18 protein-coding genes and 1 pseudogene are annotated in these 18,992 nt (G+C 44.9%); 4 read left to right on the forward strand and 15 right to left on the reverse strand.

Annotation, left to right across the window (positions count from 1 at the left end; translation table 11 throughout):
* Position 1: 1 nt before the first annotated feature.
* The 8 genes from C173_RS26010 to C173_RS26045 all read right to left on the reverse strand — a co-directional run bounded on the left by C173_RS26010 (position 2) and on the right by C173_RS26045 (position 7,223).
* Positions 2-1,876, reverse strand: a complete 1,875-nt coding sequence (locus C173_RS26010; protein WP_036730501.1) for a beta-glucoside-specific PTS transporter subunit IIABC — start codon at positions 1,874-1,876, stop codon at positions 2-4.
* A gap of 192 nt (positions 1,877-2,068) precedes the next feature.
* Positions 2,069-2,926, reverse strand: coding sequence for a BglG family transcription antiterminator LicT (gene licT, locus C173_RS26015; protein ID WP_036730503.1), 858 nt, complete (start codon positions 2,924-2,926; stop codon positions 2,069-2,071).
* A 127-nt stretch (positions 2,927-3,053) separates the two neighbouring features.
* Complete coding sequence (locus C173_RS26020) at positions 3,054-3,452, reverse strand: GNAT family N-acetyltransferase (protein ID WP_036730505.1); 399 nt, start codon at positions 3,450-3,452, stop codon at positions 3,054-3,056.
* Positions 3,453-3,584: 132 nt separating this feature from the next.
* Positions 3,585-3,953 (reverse strand): VOC family protein, encoded by a 369-nt coding sequence (locus C173_RS26025; RefSeq protein ID WP_036730507.1) that lies wholly within the window; start codon positions 3,951-3,953, stop codon positions 3,585-3,587.
* A gap of 75 nt (positions 3,954-4,028) precedes the next feature.
* Positions 4,029-4,772 (reverse strand): MerR family transcriptional regulator, encoded by a 744-nt coding sequence (locus C173_RS26030; RefSeq protein ID WP_036730514.1) that lies wholly within the window; start codon positions 4,770-4,772, stop codon positions 4,029-4,031.
* The gene (locus tag C173_RS26035) at positions 4,747-5,673 is read right to left on the reverse strand and encodes a DUF2268 domain-containing protein (protein ID WP_036730516.1); all 927 of its coding nucleotides are present in this window, start codon (positions 5,671-5,673) and stop codon (positions 4,747-4,749) included. The genes C173_RS26030 and C173_RS26035 overlap by 26 nt, the downstream gene beginning before the upstream one ends.
* Positions 5,674-5,839: 166 nt before the next feature.
* The gene (locus tag C173_RS26040; protein WP_442792675.1) at positions 5,840-6,409 is read right to left on the reverse strand and encodes a chloramphenicol phosphotransferase CPT family protein; all 570 of its coding nucleotides are present in this window, start codon (positions 6,407-6,409) and stop codon (positions 5,840-5,842) included.
* A 76-nt stretch (positions 6,410-6,485) separates the two neighbouring features.
* On the reverse strand, positions 6,486-7,223 hold the full coding sequence (locus C173_RS26045) for an SDR family oxidoreductase (protein WP_036730521.1): 738 nt from the start codon (positions 7,221-7,223) through the stop codon (positions 6,486-6,488).
* A gap of 180 nt (positions 7,224-7,403) precedes the next feature.
* Between C173_RS26045 and C173_RS26050 the strand changes: the two genes are divergently transcribed.
* Positions 7,404-8,312, forward strand: a complete 909-nt coding sequence (locus C173_RS26050; RefSeq protein WP_036730523.1) for an AraC family transcriptional regulator — start codon at positions 7,404-7,406, stop codon at positions 8,310-8,312.
* 119 nt (positions 8,313-8,431) lie between these two features.
* Entirely contained in the window at positions 8,432-8,914 is a 483-nt protein-coding gene (locus C173_RS26055; RefSeq protein WP_235192027.1) for a DUF4303 domain-containing protein, read from the forward strand.
* Between the two features lie 55 nt (positions 8,915-8,969).
* On the opposite strand, the gene C173_RS35115 is transcribed toward C173_RS26055, so the two are convergent.
* From C173_RS35115 to C173_RS26070, 3 genes are all read right to left on the reverse strand, one after another.
* Positions 8,970-9,239: a type II toxin-antitoxin system HicA family toxin gene (locus C173_RS35115; RefSeq protein WP_051478430.1), complete on the reverse strand. Its 270-nt coding sequence runs from the start codon at positions 9,237-9,239 to the stop codon at positions 8,970-8,972.
* A gap of 97 nt (positions 9,240-9,336) precedes the next feature.
* Positions 9,337-9,639, reverse strand: coding sequence for a hypothetical protein (locus C173_RS26065; protein ID WP_235192028.1), 303 nt, complete (start codon positions 9,637-9,639; stop codon positions 9,337-9,339).
* Between the two features lie 33 nt (positions 9,640-9,672).
* A complete protein-coding gene (locus C173_RS26070) occupies positions 9,673-9,978 on the reverse strand; it encodes a hypothetical protein (RefSeq protein WP_051478432.1) in 306 nt (101 codons plus the stop codon).
* 387 nt (positions 9,979-10,365) lie between these two features.
* Between C173_RS26070 and C173_RS26075 the strand changes: the two genes are divergently transcribed.
* Positions 10,366-10,761 (forward strand): VOC family protein, encoded by a 396-nt coding sequence (locus C173_RS26075; protein WP_036730527.1) that lies wholly within the window; start codon positions 10,366-10,368, stop codon positions 10,759-10,761.
* Between the two features lie 309 nt (positions 10,762-11,070).
* Here the strand turns inward: C173_RS26075 and C173_RS35705 are convergent.
* From C173_RS35705 to C173_RS26085, 3 genes and pseudogenes are all read right to left on the reverse strand, one after another.
* Positions 11,071-11,220: pseudogene (locus tag C173_RS35705) on the reverse strand (hypothetical protein); the annotation flags it as partial.
* 164 nt (positions 11,221-11,384) lie between these two features.
* Positions 11,385-11,903 (reverse strand): GNAT family N-acetyltransferase, encoded by a 519-nt coding sequence (locus C173_RS26080; protein ID WP_081751345.1) that lies wholly within the window; start codon positions 11,901-11,903, stop codon positions 11,385-11,387.
* A 3-nt stretch (positions 11,904-11,906) separates the two neighbouring features.
* Entirely contained in the window at positions 11,907-13,193 is a 1,287-nt protein-coding gene (locus C173_RS26085; RefSeq protein WP_036730536.1) for an adenylosuccinate synthase, read from the reverse strand.
* A gap of 111 nt (positions 13,194-13,304) precedes the next feature.
* Between C173_RS26085 and C173_RS26090 the strand changes: the two genes are divergently transcribed.
* Positions 13,305-14,183: a LysR family transcriptional regulator gene (locus tag C173_RS26090; protein WP_036730538.1), complete on the forward strand. Its 879-nt coding sequence runs from the start codon at positions 13,305-13,307 to the stop codon at positions 14,181-14,183.
* Between the two features lie 403 nt (positions 14,184-14,586).
* On the opposite strand, the gene C173_RS26095 is transcribed toward C173_RS26090, so the two are convergent.
* Complete coding sequence (locus tag C173_RS26095) at positions 14,587-18,948, reverse strand: protein NO VEIN domain-containing protein (protein WP_235192029.1); 4,362 nt, start codon at positions 18,946-18,948, stop codon at positions 14,587-14,589.
* Between the last annotated feature and the right edge of the window lie 44 nt (positions 18,949-18,992).

The following is an 18,992-nucleotide window of genomic DNA, read 5'->3' on the forward strand; positions in this document are numbered from 1 at the left end:
ATTAATCCACCAATGTCAAAAGCACTTCGTTCTGCTCAATCTGCTGCTGGTCCGTTTCGAAAATCTCGACTTCTTTGGTCGTCAAGGTTACGATCACCGGCGTAATCGTCTGATACCCGGCCGCCCGGATCTGCTCCAGATCGAAGCGAATCAGCAGATCGCCCTGGCTCACCCGGTCGCCTTCCTTGACCACTGGTGTGAAGTGCTTGCCTTTCAGGCCAACCGTATTAATTCCGATATGAATCAGTACCTCTGTTCCGGCTGTGGACGTAATGCCAATGGCATGACCTGTCGGGAAAATGGAGGTCACCGTCCCGTCCACCGGGGCTACCACCTCTCCAATTACAGGATCAATCGCCAGCCCTCTGCCCATGGCCCCGGTGGAAAATGCATCGTCCGGCACTGTGCTAAGCGGGAAGGCTGTGCCGGTCAGCGGGCTGAAGATCAGTTCCTTTTTCAAGTCCACCACTGGTGCTGCCGGCTTGTCCGGCTGAATCTGTTCAGTTACTGTTGCTGGAGCGGAAGCCTCCAATTTGTTCTTACTCTCATAGCCGAACAGCCAGGTCAGCAGCAGCCCTGTCCCCATGGAGACCACCATCGAGACAATGAAGATCGACATCGGCTGCTCCACCGGAATCGAGAAAATATTATGGAACACATAAGCCGTATACAGTACACCGAAGTGTCCGTTAATCGCTCCGCCCAGTGCCCCGGCAATAATAACGATTGGAATCACCCGCTTGTAGCGGAGAATCAGGCCGTATACAATCGGCTCGCTGACACCGGCCAGCAGTCCGGTAATCCCGGAAGAGGCGGCGATACTCCGCAGGTTCCGGTCTTTCTTGGCTCTCAGGAAGATTCCGAAGGCCACCCCGATCTGGGCAAACACCGCCGCTGAAGCCATCGCTTCAATCGGGTCACCGCCGTTCGCGATATTTTGCAGCGTGATTGGGGTGAAGCCCCAGTGGAGTCCGAACACAACCATAAAGGTCATCCCCCCGCCGAGTACAACCCCCGACAGGATGCCGCTTACGCCAATCAGCCAGGTCACACCGGAAGCAATCCAGTCGCCGACACTTGTACCGAATGGACCGAAGGCGATCACCGATAGCGGTACCATAATCATCAGGGAGAGCATCGGGACCATGAAGATTTGCAGATCCTTGTGGATGATCTTCTTCAGCAACTTATCCAGTAAGGCATAGATGCTGATCGCAATGAAAATCGGGAAAACGCTGGAGGCATAACTGACCATCACCACCGGAATTCCAAGGAAGGAATGTCCGCCATCCCCCTCCAGCATCGCCGTAAAGTTCGGTTCCATTAGCGCTGCGCCGATTGCTCCTGCTACGTATGGGTTCGCTTTTAACTTGATGCCCAGGGTAATTCCCAGGAAGATCGGCAGGAAGTAGAAGACGGCATTGCCGGCCGCAGACAGAATCTTGTAGGCATCGCCTGAATCAGACATCCAGCCCAGCAACGTAAGTACCGTCAGCAGCGCCTTCAGCATCCCCGATCCGGCCATTACAGGAATCAGCGGGGAGAAGCTCCCGGAGATAACCTCGAACACCTTCGATACCGCCGAGGTCTTCTGGCCGGAATTCTGCGTATCTGTGGAGGTGCTGGACAGGAAGCTGGTGCTTTTGACAATTTCGGCATATACATTCGCTACGTTGCTTCCCACGACAACCTGGAATTGTCCCCCGCTCTCCACCACGGTAATGACGCCCGGATGCTTCTCCAGCGTCTCCCGCTCGGCCTTCTTGTTATCCTTGAGGCTGAATCTCAGCCGGGTGGCACAATGGACTAGGTCGTTAATATTCTGCTCTCCGCCTACGAGACGGATGATGTCTTCCGACATTTTTTTGTTATCCATGCTGATTCTCCTTTGCTTTACCGCCAAAAATGGGCATAAAAAAAACCTAAACGAAAGTTGTGAGATCACACCGGTGTGATCCACATCTCGTTTAGGTATCGCCTGCTGTAGCAGTAACAATCCTTAGATTTAAGTTGTGACTCCAATATAGCGGATTAAGTAATCGTTTGCAAGCCCTTTTTGACTCCCTTTTTAATCCAACGGGTTCATATCTCTTGAGGTTACCCGCTGAATATGAATCGTCAGATAGACCTTCTCGTCAATGGACATGGCATTCCCGTACGTCTGCTCCAGGTAGCGGTTGATCTTGCCCGTACACGCAAAAGCCTTAGGAAACTTCACCTTAATCTGGTCATACAGGAAGTTGTCGCCCGATGCAGACCGCTCCTGTTCCCCGCTGATCATACGCTGGAGGAAGTACTGGAGATGGGTGAGGAACCGGGAATAATTGAACGAATTCTCATTAAGCTTAACCTGGTATTCCTCCGTCAAAATGCTGAAGATATCGCTCATCGCCTTGGTCACCTCGACCGTCCGCTGCATCTCCTGCCCATCCTGCCGGGCATTGACGAAGTGCATCGCAATGAAGCTCGCCTCATCCTGATCCATCTCGATGTCAAAATGCTTGCGGATTAGACTCAGCGCCTGCACACCGATAGCGAATTCCTTGGGATAGAACTTCTTGATCTGCCAGAACAAGGCGTTCTTCAGATTCATCGACTTCCGGTAGCGGGCAATCGCAAAATGAATATGATCAATTAATGTGATATAGATATTGTCATTGAAAATGTCGCCCATCTCCGCCTTGGCATAAGCGATAATCTCATCGGCCAGCGAGAAATATTCAACAGACGTCTCCCCGATCAGATCAATCAATTTGCGCGGAACCTTCTCAGGTTTGAGCATGAAGGTCTTCTCGATCCGTTCCTCTTCGACCCGCTGCCCCGCCTTCTTTTTAAAGCCTAATCCGTTTCCAATGATAACGTATTCATGTCCGACCTGATCTTCAGCCCGAATCACATTGTTATTGAAAATCTGCCGGATAATCATGGTGCTTCACCTCTTCTGTATGACTCCCTGAAAATATATCCTAAGATAACACAGTGGTGTTAGAAAAGACAAGGGGTGGGGGCTTCCATTCCGGCCTGGACGGCTGCCACTGCTGCCTCGGCTTGGCTTACATCGCTCTCCTCCAGACGCCTCCAGCGCAAGGGGTGAATCCGCATCCGGCATAAAAGGAAGTATGCTTGACATCATAGGTCAGGGTGACAATCTCTAGTCCGAAACGCTCCGCTTCCTGAAGCAACCTCTTTACCAGAGCTTGCCCCAATCCCTTCCTCTGATATTCAGGATGCACCAGGATGTCCTCCATATATCCATGCTGCAAGCCCATTCCGGCAACATAACCGAACGCTACAAGCTCCAAACTCCTCTCATCCCGTACCCCCGCCCAAAAGTTACAGCGCTCGAATACCGCCGGGTAATCCGCCTGCCTGCCCTCCCACCCCGCCAGTTCCCTTAATACTGGTACTTCATGCGGTTCGATTGGGAAATTGATGATGATATCAAGGTTCATTAGGGGTAGCCCCTTTCATTTCTAATAATGACCGCCTTCAAAAAAATCCCCACAAAGTATCAGGCCTTATCTCGCCTGTCTACCGTGTGGGGAGCTAATCAGTACAGAAACACTGTCTTCTTGTGGTGTGAATCAGCCTTTACTATGAAGAGTTATCAGGTAACCGTCCGGATCGGCGAAGGTAAAGGTACGTCCAAAGGGACCGTCGATGGGAGCGGATGTGATTTTCACGCCTGCTGCTGCGAGTTTATCGTGAATGTCTTGCGTATCCGGGGCATAGAGCCATAGCGCAACACCAAGTCCAGGCTGAGTCCCCGTACTGAGTTCGACTCCCGGCATGAGGTCACGAAGTGCAAATGCAATAGGCTTCGTCTCAAACACCACCGCATGAGGCGGGCCCGCCTGTGAACGGACGAGTCCAAGATAGTGTTGATAAAATTCAGCAGAGCCTTCAAGATCGCTGACCTGAAGGGAGATGAAATCGGGTCCAATAGCTGACATAATATAGCCTCCTAATATTCGCGTTTGTAGGTTAATATAGTCTTCATTATACCCACCCTTCCTGACAACGTTATGTCAGTAGCTGATGTTATACATTATTGCACTATACAGAAAATCTGCTGCCCCCTCTTTGAATTGATTGAAATAGTTGTTGAACCGGGCATCGTATTTGTAATTATGGGCAATACAAGCTAGCAACTCCGCATCACACGGCATGAATTGAATTAGAATTATTTTCCACTCTTCAATCAATTGCTGGACTTCATCAGAGGAAGGTTCCTGACCGGAACAAGCCACAATTCGCTTGAATATTTCCTCAAAACCGGAGAAGTATCTCTCTTGATCCTCTGCCGACATCTTGGCCATCACTTCATCATAGGCTTGGTACGCCTCTGTTTCTCCATAAATAATCTCCGCCTCATTCGCATACTGTTCCTTCAAGGGCAGGATCGGGGAATGGTCGAAAATATGCAGAGTACTAACATCATTCCCTGAAACATATTCATCCAGAGCTGTCATGATATTTTCCAGTCTTTGTTTTTTTGCTAATAACGTTTGTCTGTGCTTCTTCAATACTTGCTTCTGTTCTTCCCGGGTCAGCTTTACAATGTCCGCAATTTCTTTCAGGGAAAAATCCATTTCCTTCAAGATCAGGATGGTTTGCAGTTTCTCCAAACTGCTGCGGTCATATAAGCGATATCCTTTTTCCGTTAGCTGTGCCGGTTTAAATAAACCGATTTTATCGTAGAAATGCAGAGACCGCGCCGTAATGCCTGTAATCTGAACGATCTCTTTAACCGCTAATAATGGTTTCTTCATCCCAATATCCCTTTACTTCTTCCAGTATTTGCGCAGCAGGCATTATGGTGGCCTCCCAAATTGTCTTGCCTGTTTTTCTCAAGTAATACTTGATTAGATGATACCCGCATGCGTAACCAGCACTGTAAGGCATATTGACCGGCTTAAAGTTCTGAAGCTCCGCAAGCTCGTCACCGTAAAGATACGGGGCAAAATGATGAAATCCGGTTAGTTGAAGCTGCTCGCGGAGCACGGGCTTAATACGCCTGTTAAGGGTTTCCGTATCAGTTCTCGTTACCCAAGGCCCCAGCAATTCTTCACCAAACAGGGAGGTGGCATAATTCTCCGCTAATCCTTCACTTACAATAAGCTCGCCCAGATCAACAGTATGGTCCCACTGAATGTATTGATAGCGGACATTATGGTTGCATTCATGCGCCAGCGCTGTCTTCATCCGGGCAATGGTATGCTGATTGGGCAAGAGCGTAATCCAGATAAACCCGGGAATCCCCCCAAAGCCGCTATACCCTTCGTTTATAGTCAAGGCACGATTCTCTGGATCTCCCAGTTGAACAGTGAATAAATAGTCAGATACAGGAAGACTTATTCCATGTTCGATAAATAGACGGAGGCTTGTGGTTACGGCTTGCTCACACTCGGACCAGAACGAATCCGAAGAGATCCATTCTACCTCAGGTAAAATAATCCGGGTCATCTGATCAGGTGCCCGGTTCATCATACTATTAAACGAAATCACGTCGAAACCTTTTGCTTCTTCAGCTCTAAAAGGAATCTGTTGGATTTGCCATTGTTTCATAAAGGGAGCCAACATTTCGTGTCGGAATAACTCCAGCTTGTCTTCCGGCGAGGCTTGAATCACCTTTTGATAAATGTGGTCTGAACGCAATGCTGTTATATTCATCTTAGTCACTTCCAGTCATCTATTCTTACAGTGAATTATGCACTATGACGCAACGTCATAGTCAAGCACATAGCAAAAACTCCCCATACCGTGAACAGGTTAACCTCTCACCTGCCTGCCATGTGGGGAGCATTCACTTATAGAAGCCTGTTGTTCATGCCGTTAATTAGACTCTTTTGCGCAATTTCTGAAATGCCGAGAATTCCTGATTGGACTTAATATAGTTAAGGATCTGTTCAGCACATTCTGCCGGAGTCAGCTCTTCCGTGTTCACTTCGAGGTCATATTCATCAAAGCTATAGACGCTGTCGAACTGCGCATCCGCTAGTCCAATCTGCCGGTCGCCTCTGGCCTGCTCTCTTCGGATAAGCTCTTCCCGGGAGCATAGGACACCAACAAATAACGTAGTCCGGTCGGCAAAATGATCCCAAAACTCATTAAATCTCTTATCGTTGTCGAATACGGTATCCACGATGACATTGAAGCCCATTTCCGATAACAGCTTAATCGTCGAATAGTACACGGAGATTATGGAGTCATCCAGTATTTGCGAGACCACCTGATGGTCGATTTCGCGTACAGGCTCATCCGGATATTTATGATTAATGAAATCATTGTAATTCATGAAAAAATCATCAATCGACACATGATAAAACGGAATCTCTTTCTGTTTCGTAAGTTCAGCCGAGATGGAGCTCTTCCCGGAGCTTGAAGTTCCATTTAGAACAAGCAACATGCCTTTATTCAATTTGTCCCCTCCTTTTCATCCATTATAAACCATAGACGATAGAGGCAGGAACTCATCATCTGGATCAGTTGAATCCGCCGTTGACGCGAATCGTCTGTCCGGTAATCCAGCGGGCCTTGTCACTGACAAGCAAGTCGATCACATTCGCAATATCCTCAGGCTCGCCAAGCCGTCCAAAAGCATTCATCCGACGGAAGGAATCCACCAGTTCCTCAGATTTCCCGTTCAGGAATAACTCCGTCGATACTTGCCCGGGTGCAACGCAATTCACAACGATATCCTTCGCTCCGAATTCCTTCGCTAACTGGCGGGTTAACTGCTCGACTGCCCCTTTGGTTGCAGCATAGACACTATAGGTTGGCAGCATTGCACCCGATACAGAGGTCGAGAAGTTGATAATTGTTCCGCCCCGCTCCATATGCTTCATCGCTTGCTGGCAGGCGAAATAAGTGCCTTTGACATTGACAGCAAATTGCCGGTCGAACATCTCCTCCGTTACGTCTGTGATAGGCACACATTCCATAACTCCGGCATTATTCACCAAAATATCAATGCGCCCGAATTGCCCGATTGTCTCCGAGAACAGGGCTTCGACCTCACTCACCTTGCTTACGTCACCTTGAATGGCTATCGCTTCCCCGCCAGATTCCTTAATAGTTTGCACGACCTCGTCCGCTTTTCCCCGGTTAGATGAATAATTGACAGCCACTTTTTTTCCTAACCCGGCCAGTTGAATGGCGATTTGTCTTCCAATACCCCGTGACGCACCTGTAACGATGGCTACTTTTCCGTTCTGACTCACTTAGACCACTCTCCTTAAGTTTGCTTAGGCCGGATGATGATCTGTTGGCCTTATGGATTCATTGTAAAGCAATCGAAGAGTATTTCGTTATAACAGACCTGTTCACTTCTTGCCTATTTCTCTTCTACTCGCTATGATTAACAGCAAACCCTACGTATATGTAAAAAGGAGGATACTAACTTGAACGATACATTGCGGACCGGCCCGCTTTTACAGCAATTGGCTGCGCTGATCCTTCGCCATGCTCCATCGGCAGGCACCCACCAGACGCATATCCCTTCCTTGCAGTTGATGCACGCCACGGATGCAGCGGAACCGCTGGAGTCTGTCTATAAGCCGTCGATCTGTGTCGTTGCCCAAGGAGCCAAAGCAGCCACCCTGTCCAGCGAAACTTATCATTACGATCCTTCCACTTACCTGGTCACTTCGGTTGAGCTGCCGATCAACGGGAGAATAACCGGAGCTTCGCCTGATCATCCGTTTCTGGGCATCAAGCTAAGCTTCGATCCTGGCACCATCCTGGACATTGTAAAAGAAATGGCGGACTCCACCCTTGTTGCGGGTGAAACATCTCTTGGCATCACCGTGGCCCGAACCTCTGAGCACTTACTCGAAGCCATTGTAAGGCTTATCCAGTTACTCGATGCGCCACAGGATATCCCTGTTCTGGCACCACTCATTATCCGGGAAATTCTCTATCGCGTTCTTCAGAGCGACCAAGGCGCACACCTGCATCAATTCGCCATCATCGGCAGCCATGCGCACCGGATTGCTCAAGCTATCCAAGTGATCACTAAGCAGTACGATCAATCCCTTGTCGTTGAACAGCTTGCAGAGTCCGTAAATATGAGCACCTCCGCCTTCCACAAGCACTTCAAGCGCGTCACTGCCATGAGTCCGCTGCAATACCAGAAGGTCATCCGCTTGCAGGAAGCCCGCCGCCTCATGCTAACCGAATCCCTCCAAGCCTCCGATGCCGCCTTCCGCGTAGGCTATGAGAGCCCCTCCCAATTCAGCCGCGAATATGCACGCCAGTACGGGAGACCTCCGGTGACCGATGTCCAGGGCCTGCTGGGCTCAGCGAAATAGCGAAGTGGCAAGTGAAATTATCCGGTATCTCAACTTATCATAATAATGGAAGGATGAGCTAAATGAACCCCTTTTTAAAAGAATTCGAGGACCATTTTAGAACAGGTTTTCTATCCGATTTGGAACAAACGTTGGCTAAGGTGCAGCATGCAAAAGTGTATGCTTGTGCTTTTGGGACAGACAGTGATTGGGTTACTCTATTTCTGGCGGTAAATACAGAGGAATCCCTGGCCAGGCATATCTCGGATATGAAAGAGCAAGGATTGTATGACAGTGAGGAAGATATGATCTATTACAGATGGGGCTGTTCCGAATACCAGTATGGCGATGACTCGCACTTTAACCACATCAGCCGGCTATTATATGTTACAGAAGATGTTTATAAGTATAAGGATGATATCATTCGAATCATCGCCAAAGTGGTGAATGAGACTGCCGACGATGTTTTTGCCCGCTATGGACAAACCAAAGCAGACATTACGTTCTTCGTGTCGTTAACCGATGACGAACTGGCAGAGGACACCGAGAATCAATCGGTCCGTCTAATGACTCAACCCGGCTTGGCCAATGAATTCTTAAAACGATACGATGGTATGATCTAGCGCGTGGAAACGTAAAACAACGCTCCTTTACAAAATAGGGGCGTTGTTTTCTTATCTAATCCTCAAGGTTCGCTACTTCTGCGTTCAAACTGTATATGATATAAAAATGATTCCATTGCTGTGTAGTGACGATTTCTTCCCTACCGTCTTTCTTAAAAAAATAACCTGATCCCTCCTGCTGACTATATACCCAGCCTTCTCGTTCCATGCGTGACTTTAACAATTCCTTTGGATTACCCTTTTCTTTCGTGAGATAGCGCTCTCGGCTAGGCATCTCGCTATCTATCCGAATAACAGATTTACCGGCTGATTCTAAACGATACATGTGTTTCACATTATTATTCGATTAATCCTCTCCTTCCACGTTTTCATATAGCTCCGTCAAATAACTCTGCTTTGAAATAATACTCTCCATCTTTTCTTCAAAAATGGCTGATAAAGAGCCGTTCCAGTTCCTCGAACTGTGCTTCATTCAGATGTAGAAAGAGCGCATGTTTTGCGATTTTGGCGGCAGGCTGGGAAGAGGTTTTCCGGCCTCCGGCTTTTCGTTTGATGGGGATATGAAATTGCAGCAGGTCTTCCAGCTGATGCCAGCCTTCCCAACTCAGCCGGCCTCCGCGTTTCCAGTCGATGGCATAGAGGACATAATAGGCATGTGCTTCTGATTGTTTGGCAGCTATAATCCAGATGGAAGGAATAAACTTTTCCCGTTGTCTTCGATTCATTAAATTACGCCCCTCTTAAGGTTAAGTCAAATATTACTTTATTAATTGGTTAATCTTATGAATTGCTATTTTCATGCCCTCATACAATTCTGTTACTGACCGGTATTCTTCTTTTAATACCGGGTTGTCCCATTCTGTGTCCTTGATAATGTATATAATAAAAACACCGTTAAGAGTAAAACATCTGCCGTACCATCCGACATCAATTAAATATCCCTTTGGATATTCGACCATAAACATATCTTCACTTAACCATCTAATATCAGTCATGTCATCAGGACTTAATTTATAAGAGTTCCATTTAACAATACCTGGTCTGAAATCAAAGCCTTCAAACAAATTTAGACCTCCATAGCGCTTCCTGATAGCTTAATTATTTTTGGCTGTAAACCCTTTTAATTTCAGATAAAGATCCATTGGAAAGTCCTTAAAACTTCATAAGACTTAATCTGTACACGAAAGGAAAAAAGATCAATTTCCCTTAATGTCCATACCGTTCCACTAGGCTCCTCATTCTATTCGAACTGCGCCATGAAGACAGGGTATGGACTTACTTCTGGAACAAGTGAACTGACAAGTACGCTTTCTTTTATTACACAATATCTTCGTACTGTGCAACAAGCACTATGACTCTCGATGAAAAAACCTTTTATGCTAGCGGGCAGGATAGTATGGTAGCTACCTTGAAATAATTATCGAGATAAATTTAAGAAAGGGGCTGAGTAGATGGTAAATGGAAAAGTCTTGGGAATCGCATATAATGTAATTCCGGTTAAAGATGTAAAAAAATCTGCAGAATGGTTTGTCAGTCATTTTGGTTTTAACATCAGAAACGATAGGGAAAATTATTTAAGCTTATTCAGGGACAACCGTCCAATAATTGATTTATTTGAATCTGATAATGAAACAAGAGCAGTGTTTGAAGTAAATGGACGGCAAAGGTGGATTGTAACATTTTTTACAGATGATATTGACTCATTACACATGAGGCTAACATCTGAGGGAGTTACGACTAGACCAATTAGCAATGAAGGCATTTACGGCAAGTTTTTTGTTTTTGAGGATCTAGATGGTAACTTATTTGATGTATGGGAGCATAAAGATTGTGAGTTAATCTTTTAAGACAGCAATCTAAGCTAAAGTGAAACGTTAGTTCATCAACACAACGGCAGTCTATGAATTTATCTTTCGTTCAGAGCTGCCATCGTTTAAAAAACTACTTTCTACTGCGCCGTATACGTCAAATACGACATAAAACCTCCACTTATCTTGTTCAACTAAACTGCCGCCCAGACTATTCAAACCATTGTCTTGGTCCAATGATGTGGAATAATGCATTACCGTCAGTATTCAGAGCTTCCTGTATACATGCAATAGTGATGTTACTACGCGGTCTAGGCAAATCATCTACGTTGTAATATTTAGATTCAGTTACCTCGGCAGCATCGGGCTGTGGTTGTTGATTATTGCTACCTTACACATGAATGCAAAATGATGCATATCGTGAGTGGGTTCATAATATACGCCAGTTAAGCGGCCTACGGTAACTTCAAGACCTGTTTCTTCAAACACTTCTCGCTTTGCAGTATTCTCTCAGGACTCATTACGAATCCATACCTTACAAGAAACTCGCAAAAAACTTGGCTTTACCTAGGGTACTGTTCATCGCACTAGCTATGACTGCAAGCTTTAGGGCCAGTTAAACCTCCTGTCCTTTCGTGAACAGGAGGTCATGTTGCTGGCAGTTAACCCAATTCTAACTTCATCTTAATAGCCGCAATAATCTCACCACTAGGAGTAATTCTCTTCTCAATTTCATAAGGGGTAAATCCTAATCGAGAATAGAACATAAGTCCCCTTGTATTGATGTTGTGGCAGACTAAATGGAGCTCCTTTATACTCAATTCTTTTTCAATTACTCTAATAATATCCTTAACTAAGAACTCAGCTGCTCCTTTGTTTCTAAATGATGGAGATACGATGACTGTCCCAAGCCAACACTTATTATTGTTTTCTACATTATACACGCTCGCGAACCCACATATTTCTCCGTTATATTCAATAGTAGTTTGATTCATTCTATCTTTGATGACTTCATTAAAATGGTCAACTGTTAAAGGATACTGTAACTTGGGAGACATAAAAAACACTTCTTCTTCACTAATAGGAAAATCACATATTTTAGATAGATCTTCAAAATTTGCTTTACGGCATGTATACATAGAGTATCCACCTCTTTTTGTTCCTGGCGCTATATTTAACATGTTTCACATGCTCTTCACTATTAACTGTTCACGTCTTGGCCCTACTGAAACGTATGTGATTTTTACATTAATTGCTGATTCAATAAACTCAACGTAATGCTTTGCGGCATCTGGCAGTTCATCATAAGATCTCGCATTAGATGTATCACATTTCCAACCTTGAAAGTGCTGCAGAATCGGCTTTACTTTATCTAACTTAGCACTCACTGGAAATTGGTCAGTTATGGTTCCATCTTCTAATTCATAACCCGTGCAGACTGGAATGGTTCCCAAATATCCAAGTACGTCAAGATTCGTTAATGCGACTTCCGTTGCACCTTGAACCATACAACCGTAACGAGTTGCGACAACGTCAAACCAGCCAACACGGCGAGGGCGGCCAGTGGTTGCGCCATACTCCCCCGCATCCCCCCCGAGCTGTCTTAATTCATCTGCCGCCACTCCATCTAATTCAGATACAAAGGGCCCCGTGCCAACGCAGCTTGAATACGATTTCACTACTCCCAGTACCCTCTTAATCGCAAATGTAGGCAAACCAGCACCTACTGGAGCAAAACCTGCGAGTGTTGAAGAAGAGGTAGAAAAAGGATAAATGCCGTGGTCAGGATCCCGAAGTGCGCCAAGTTGGCCTTCTAACAGTATTGAATCACCGTTTTCGTATGCTTCGTGAAGCATTGAAGTGGTGTTGCAAACAAATGGACGAAGCTGCTCTCCCTGGCTTACTAATTCCGGCATCAACTCTTCGGGTTGAACTGGTTGCCGCCCATACATATGCACAAGCAGCACATTTTTAATCTCCAGCGATTGTTGTAAGCGTGAATAGAGCCGCTCCTCATTGTACAAGTCCGACACTTGAATTCCAAGCTTTGCGTATTTATCAGCGTAAAAGGGCGCGATTCCGCGTTTTGTCGATCCAAAACTGCGTGAACCTAGCCGCTCTTCTTCCAGTTCATCAAATAAACGGTGGATTGGAAGAACGATTTGTGCACGATCTGATACACGTAAACAAGGTTCTGGGACACCTCGGGCAAGCAGTTCTTCCTTTTCTCTCATAAGAGACTCTACATCAAGCGCTACTCCAGGGCCAATTACATTCGTAACGTTTGGATAGAAAACCCCCGAAGGCAGCATGTGTAGCGCAAATTTTCCGTAATCGTTGATAATCGTATGCCCCGCATTGCTTCCGCCTTGATAACGGACCACATAAGATGATTTTGCGGAAAGCACATCCGTCATTTTTCCCTTTCCTTCATCTCCCCAATTGGCTCCTACAATCGCTGTAACCGTCAAATCCACTCGCCTCCACCGCTTGTAATCCTTTACAGCGATTATTATAATTTGAAGGACAGGCATTAGTAAAATTGATTTTGATAATGACTGACATAAATTGAGGTAATGACTATGGAATTCAATATGGAATGGTATCGCGTTTTTTATTGGACGGCAAAGCTTGGGAGTTTGACCAAGGCTGCAGAGAAACTCCATATCACCCAGCCTGCGGTCAGCCATACACTTAAACAACAAGAAGGGGGCCTCGGCGGGCAACTATTTTTCCGTACGACAAAAGGGGTTACGCTAACCGCTGAAGGTGAAGTGCTGTTTAATTTTGTGGAGCAAGCCATGCATTTTATCGAAAGTGGCGAGAAGAAAATTGCTGAGATGCAAGAGTTGTCTTATGGGGAAATCAACATCGGAGCAAGCGATACACTATGCAAGCATTTTCTGTTGCCGCACCTTGAACAATTCCACAAACTATATCCAGAAGTCAGAATCCGCGTCACTAATCGAACAACACCGGAGACCATCACACTTTTGAAGGAAGGTAAAATTGACTTCGGAGTTGTGAACTTGCCTGTGTTTGATTCTAAGATCGATTTCCGCACCAGTTCAACGCAGCAGGATTGCCTTGTTGGTAATCAAGAGTATGCAGCTTTAGCAGAAATCCCATTACCTCTGGAGGAACTTCATCGTTACCCTTTGTTGCTGCTTGAACCAGGAGGAAGCACGAGAAATTTCCTCGATGAGTATGCTGCATCTAACGGGATTACGTTACGTCCTGAGTTTGAATTGGGAAGCCTTGATCTCCTTATACAATTTGCACAAAGTGGGTTTGGCCTTACATTTATCGTGCGGGAATACGTTACCACTGAATTAAATACCGGTAAGCTAATTGAAATTCCCCTAACGCCTCCAGTTCCAAAACGCCATGTCGGGATTGCGACACTTAGAAGTGTTCCACTTTCTGCTGCTTCGAGACGATTCCTTGAATTTTTGCCATGAAATTTTAAACTGGGCTATTTATATCACAAGGTTTAAAAAGAGAGCAGCCTGAAAGAATATTCAGGCTGCTCTTAATTGAGTTTTCTTGGATATTAATTTATACATGTTCAGTGACATTATGGTTGGTGTCTAAAAAAAACAGTAAAATCAAGGGTTTCCGAGTTTTCATCCCTTATATAAATTCACAATATAGTTGGTGTCTAGGAAAAGGGCATTAAACAGATGATAACATTAAAGTTTGTGTCCCATTATTACATTAAAGTTGGTTTCTAAGTATGGTACTCTACAATCATTGGAGAGATAATTAACGACCTATTATTTTGCTACGCCAGCATCTTTTATTCGCTGCTTCGTATCTCCGTATGGATAGCGTCGGTATAGTTCCTTCTAACTCATGTTGTTATTACTCTAACTTTGGAGTTAAAGTTTCTCTCTTATTTTTCAATGAAAACATCAGTTGCACCTCTTCGCCCTTCGGAAAGGTATAGAATGAAGCACCTTCCGAACTGTACGGATTAGGTAAAAATTCAATTTTTGGATTACTAACCGCCTCCGTGATAAAAGCGATAACATATTGTACCGACTCCCCCTCCCTCTGTCTTCTAAGGACTTCCCTTGCCGCATAGGTTTGGCTTGCACCGAGCTTAAAAGTTTCACGCGTGCCTCTTGTGGCTTTAACTTCTACTTGTATCTCCTTTCCGTTGATATAGAGTAAAAAATCATAACCGGCATGATCGTTCAGGCCATGATCGGATTTGAAGTGATATCTCTTGTTGCCGGATAACCAGGAATGCGGACCACTCTCCGGTAGATTTTGTACTACCCATTGGTACATCCACAATTCGCCTGCCAATCCAATTAATTTGTCAAGCTCCGGCGATATTCGATCATCAACGATACCGCCCCTTCGACCTCCTGAACCACCGCCATTGCTGCCACCAGTTATTGCTCCACCACTTTGACCGGGTTTGTCTAAGAAAGACGCTTGTTCGTCCAGTACAAGGGGAGCAATTGGACTTCCTTCAAAGGAAATATTAACCTTCAGTGGTAACAGCATGCTCCATAATTCATACATGGTCTCTTCTGTTACTTCGACTGTCTTTCCACTTATCTCCATCATTCGATTTGCTCTGGCTTTCTCCTCACGATCACGCATTTTTTGCTCTTTATAGCGTTCTTGTTCAGAGTCTAATTCATCCTTAGTAACCCCATAAAGAGTGATCCATTCTTCCAGCGACGTAACTGATTTATCTTGATTAGGGAAAACAACAAATAATCGCTGGAGGAGCTCGGTTTCGCTGTATAATTTCCATTGAAACCGCAAATCAGCTTGTGGAAATACGACAAACAACAGTTGTTCAGATGAATTGATATTGAAATTCATTTCATTCCGCTTCTCCAACAGTCTTCCAATATGAATGGCTGATAGGGCAATAGTGTTCCATCGCTTATGATTCAATCTAGCGATGTCATCAGGAGCCTCCGTATTGTCTGTTGGTAATTCGACAACACAAATCCCTTGTTCATTTAACCAGTCCAGTGCAGCAGCTTCGAATCTGTCTTCATGAAGCTCCCAGTTCTCAAGACACCAGGATTCTGGAATATTCCATGATGCAAAGCTATCCAAGGTGCTTGCATACCATGCACAATCGTCCTTTTCATAAGCACGTTTTCGTATAAGTGATAACAACCGATTTTTCACATGAGCCTTACGCTCATGGAACTTCGCCTTTAAGGCTAAATTTACAACCGGCGTTCCCTGTACTTCCGGGTGCATGAGGGCAGTATTCCATGTGTGTAATGGAATCGCATGATGATCGTACAAATACCGGCCTCGGTCCCTCGCCGATACCAATTTGGCAGCTTCCAGAAATGATATCGCTACCTGCCGATCACTATCAAACAAGTCATACAAAAATTGTTTTATTTTTTCGAGTGTATCGTATTCCGTTAAATCCAACGCACCCTTTCCGAACGCAAGTAAACAAGGAAATAAGTTATCTCTCATTAAACTGATTTCATCATTCATATGCAACTCAACTGCTCTAATTCGCTCCCAATCAATTCCCATGGTGCGAATCAGGATGGCTTCACGTTCTTCTTTACTGTTACCTAGCCCGTTCGGAAGGGCTGCTTTGATTTGATAGATTAGATTGGAGTTGTCCAACAACTCTGCAATCCCTTCGGCAAACTTATTGGTTAAGCTTGCTTGCTCCGTTATATACCAAATGTTCTTTTCATGATCAATCGCCCAATCGACTTGCTGGGAGTCCAGTTGATTACCAGTTTGATCCGAATATACGACTTGTATCCGCATCACATATTGTATAGTTGTACGCTCCAAAATCTGCTTCGCCTGCTTGAAAGTAGCACTTCCGGGCTTCATTTGGTTTCCTCGGGCGTAGCAGGCAATGCTAAGGAGGAACAAAGTCATACCAACTCTACTTCCCGATTCAAACATCTCGCTCTCACTAGGTGGTGAAGTAAGATGTGGAGTTATGGTACGATTCACATTTTTCCCAGACAACCAGCCATAGATACCACATAGTTTAACGATCTCGCTCTTGTTGAGGTCGGCATGTAGGACACGTACTGCAGATGAACTAAGAAGTTGATCCCTCATACTCTTCTCGTCACTGGTAAACAAATAGATTTTCTCTTGCGCCGATGATTTTACCTGTTTGGCATCCCTTGCAACTACAATATTTTGTACTTTATGGTCAATAAAATCGTCATGCTCCAGATATAACTCCCATACTTGACTATAGAAGGGTTTAAAATAACGATCATATTCTGCTGAATAATGCTTTGCCAAATAGTTAAGCAGCGCCGCACCACTCCTAGCGCTTGGAACCATTGCATTCAGCAATTCAGAGGAATGTGTCAGATCAATTGCGTATGGCAACAATTTCTGGAGAAATTTCTTTTCTACAATGGCAAACGGAGCATGGCGATTTACCGCATCAGGAAGATAAATGGTCTCACTCGGTCGGCGAAATTCCAAGTTATTTCGATACATGGTAGGGACCCACTTAAGCTCTCTGATAACAATCATCAATGGCGAACGGATAGCATTGTTAAACGAAGGGCGTAGTTTAGAAATTCTCCCCAGACTCCATGACAGATTCTGCTGATTCCAACTTTTAAAAGAAGCAATCATAATATCAGATAAATGTTGCACCATATTTACAGGTATATCATGTAGAAGGTCACTTTCCGTAATCAGTGAAAATGTCACATCGTACGAATAATTATTACCAGAGTATGGATTTTCACATTCCCTCGCCCATTGATTCACATAGCTTCGGTAGTCCGATGGTATCTCTTTTAGGTCATAAACTATAAGATTATTCCCATGACCAAAAACCTTGGTACGATAGGGTGTCAAACGAAATGTATCTTTTGCGCCTGCTAAGCGGAAAAAGGAAGCAACTTGATCATATCCGAGCTGTTGAATTCTATCCGGAAGCTGAGAAAACTTCCTCAATAACTTTCGGCTTGAACCATTTTTGTTTCCCTTTTCCCGCGAATGTTCACATAAAATCTCCATAGCTTCTGCGTGGTCAAAATGCGATCTCCATTCTACCGATGCCAATGTCTCTTTCGCTTTAAACCATCCTCCTTGACAAGGGAGGAGTATATCTCCGAAACGACCAATATCACGTGTCTCATTGCCATTTCGGATTAATGGAATCAACCAAGCGAGCATATCGTAAAGTTCATCATCGCTGGTCAATTCTTTTACTTGGTAAGCTGGCAGAACCACTCGTTCTAATAACACCGACAATTCAAACCGGGTCGTTACGTCACGTAAAATATGCTTTTCCTGTTCATCTGCCGGATACAAATTACTAAGGATAAAAGCTACTCGATCCCTAATATACTCCGGCAACGGATTCTGACCAGCATTCCGAGGAGGAACAAATAAAGAATTAGCAGCATGATACGCAACCAGCTGTGAATCGTTAGATAGAAATACCTTTCTGCCCGATAACCATTGCTTCTTATTGGTTTCTGCAACGTATTCATTCTGAATGTATGTGAGGTCAGCATAAAAATCTTTCCATACCTCGATATCTGATTCTGCTGCTAGTAACTTTGTAGCCAGTTCCTCTACCCAGTGTGCCCAATTTTCGGCTGACGGCTTAATAGAAATTCGCAATCTCTTTACTAGCCGTTCTATACTTTGCAGACGCGACTGGTCAGGGGAACGAAGGATAGAGTGACCCAATGCGGCAATTCTATCCGGTACCACTACACGAATACGTTCTGTTTCATCAACAAACAAAATCTGTGATAACATATATTGGTTTCGTGTACCATTTAAGTCAGGGAATATGACCCAATCCATGATAGATCGCCCCTTGTCCTCGAGCACTTTCTTTACGTGTTGAAAGAGCAAATCATCTGGTGGAAATGAGATCAGATCTAGTAGACATGATAGAGGAACCTCTTCACTTTCAGATAACTGATCTACCGTAAATACGAGCAATTCTGCCGCCCTCTGTAGCAGATATCTATTCCATGGCATAGTGAAATCGATATTTTTACGACTGATATCGCTATAGAAAATCCCGTTAACCCAGAAAGGCATCCCGGTTAAATCTTGCGTAGGAAAAAACACAGAATATTTGCCTCTCTGGATATCCTGCGATTCCTCAATGGCGATATTCACAAGCGCCTTATCTAACTGGAGCCATTTTTCTGGCAGATCAGAATTATTAAGTGCATCCTTGAAGCCAACGTCTTTTCGATGAACTTCCAACTCAGAAATCCAGTACTTGGATTGGATAATATCATTTCTAGATA

It is taken from the genome of Paenibacillus sp. FSL R7-277, assembly GCF_000517965.1.
GTDB classification, from domain to species: Bacteria; Bacillota; Bacilli; order Paenibacillales; family Paenibacillaceae; genus Paenibacillus_AQ; species Paenibacillus_AQ silagei.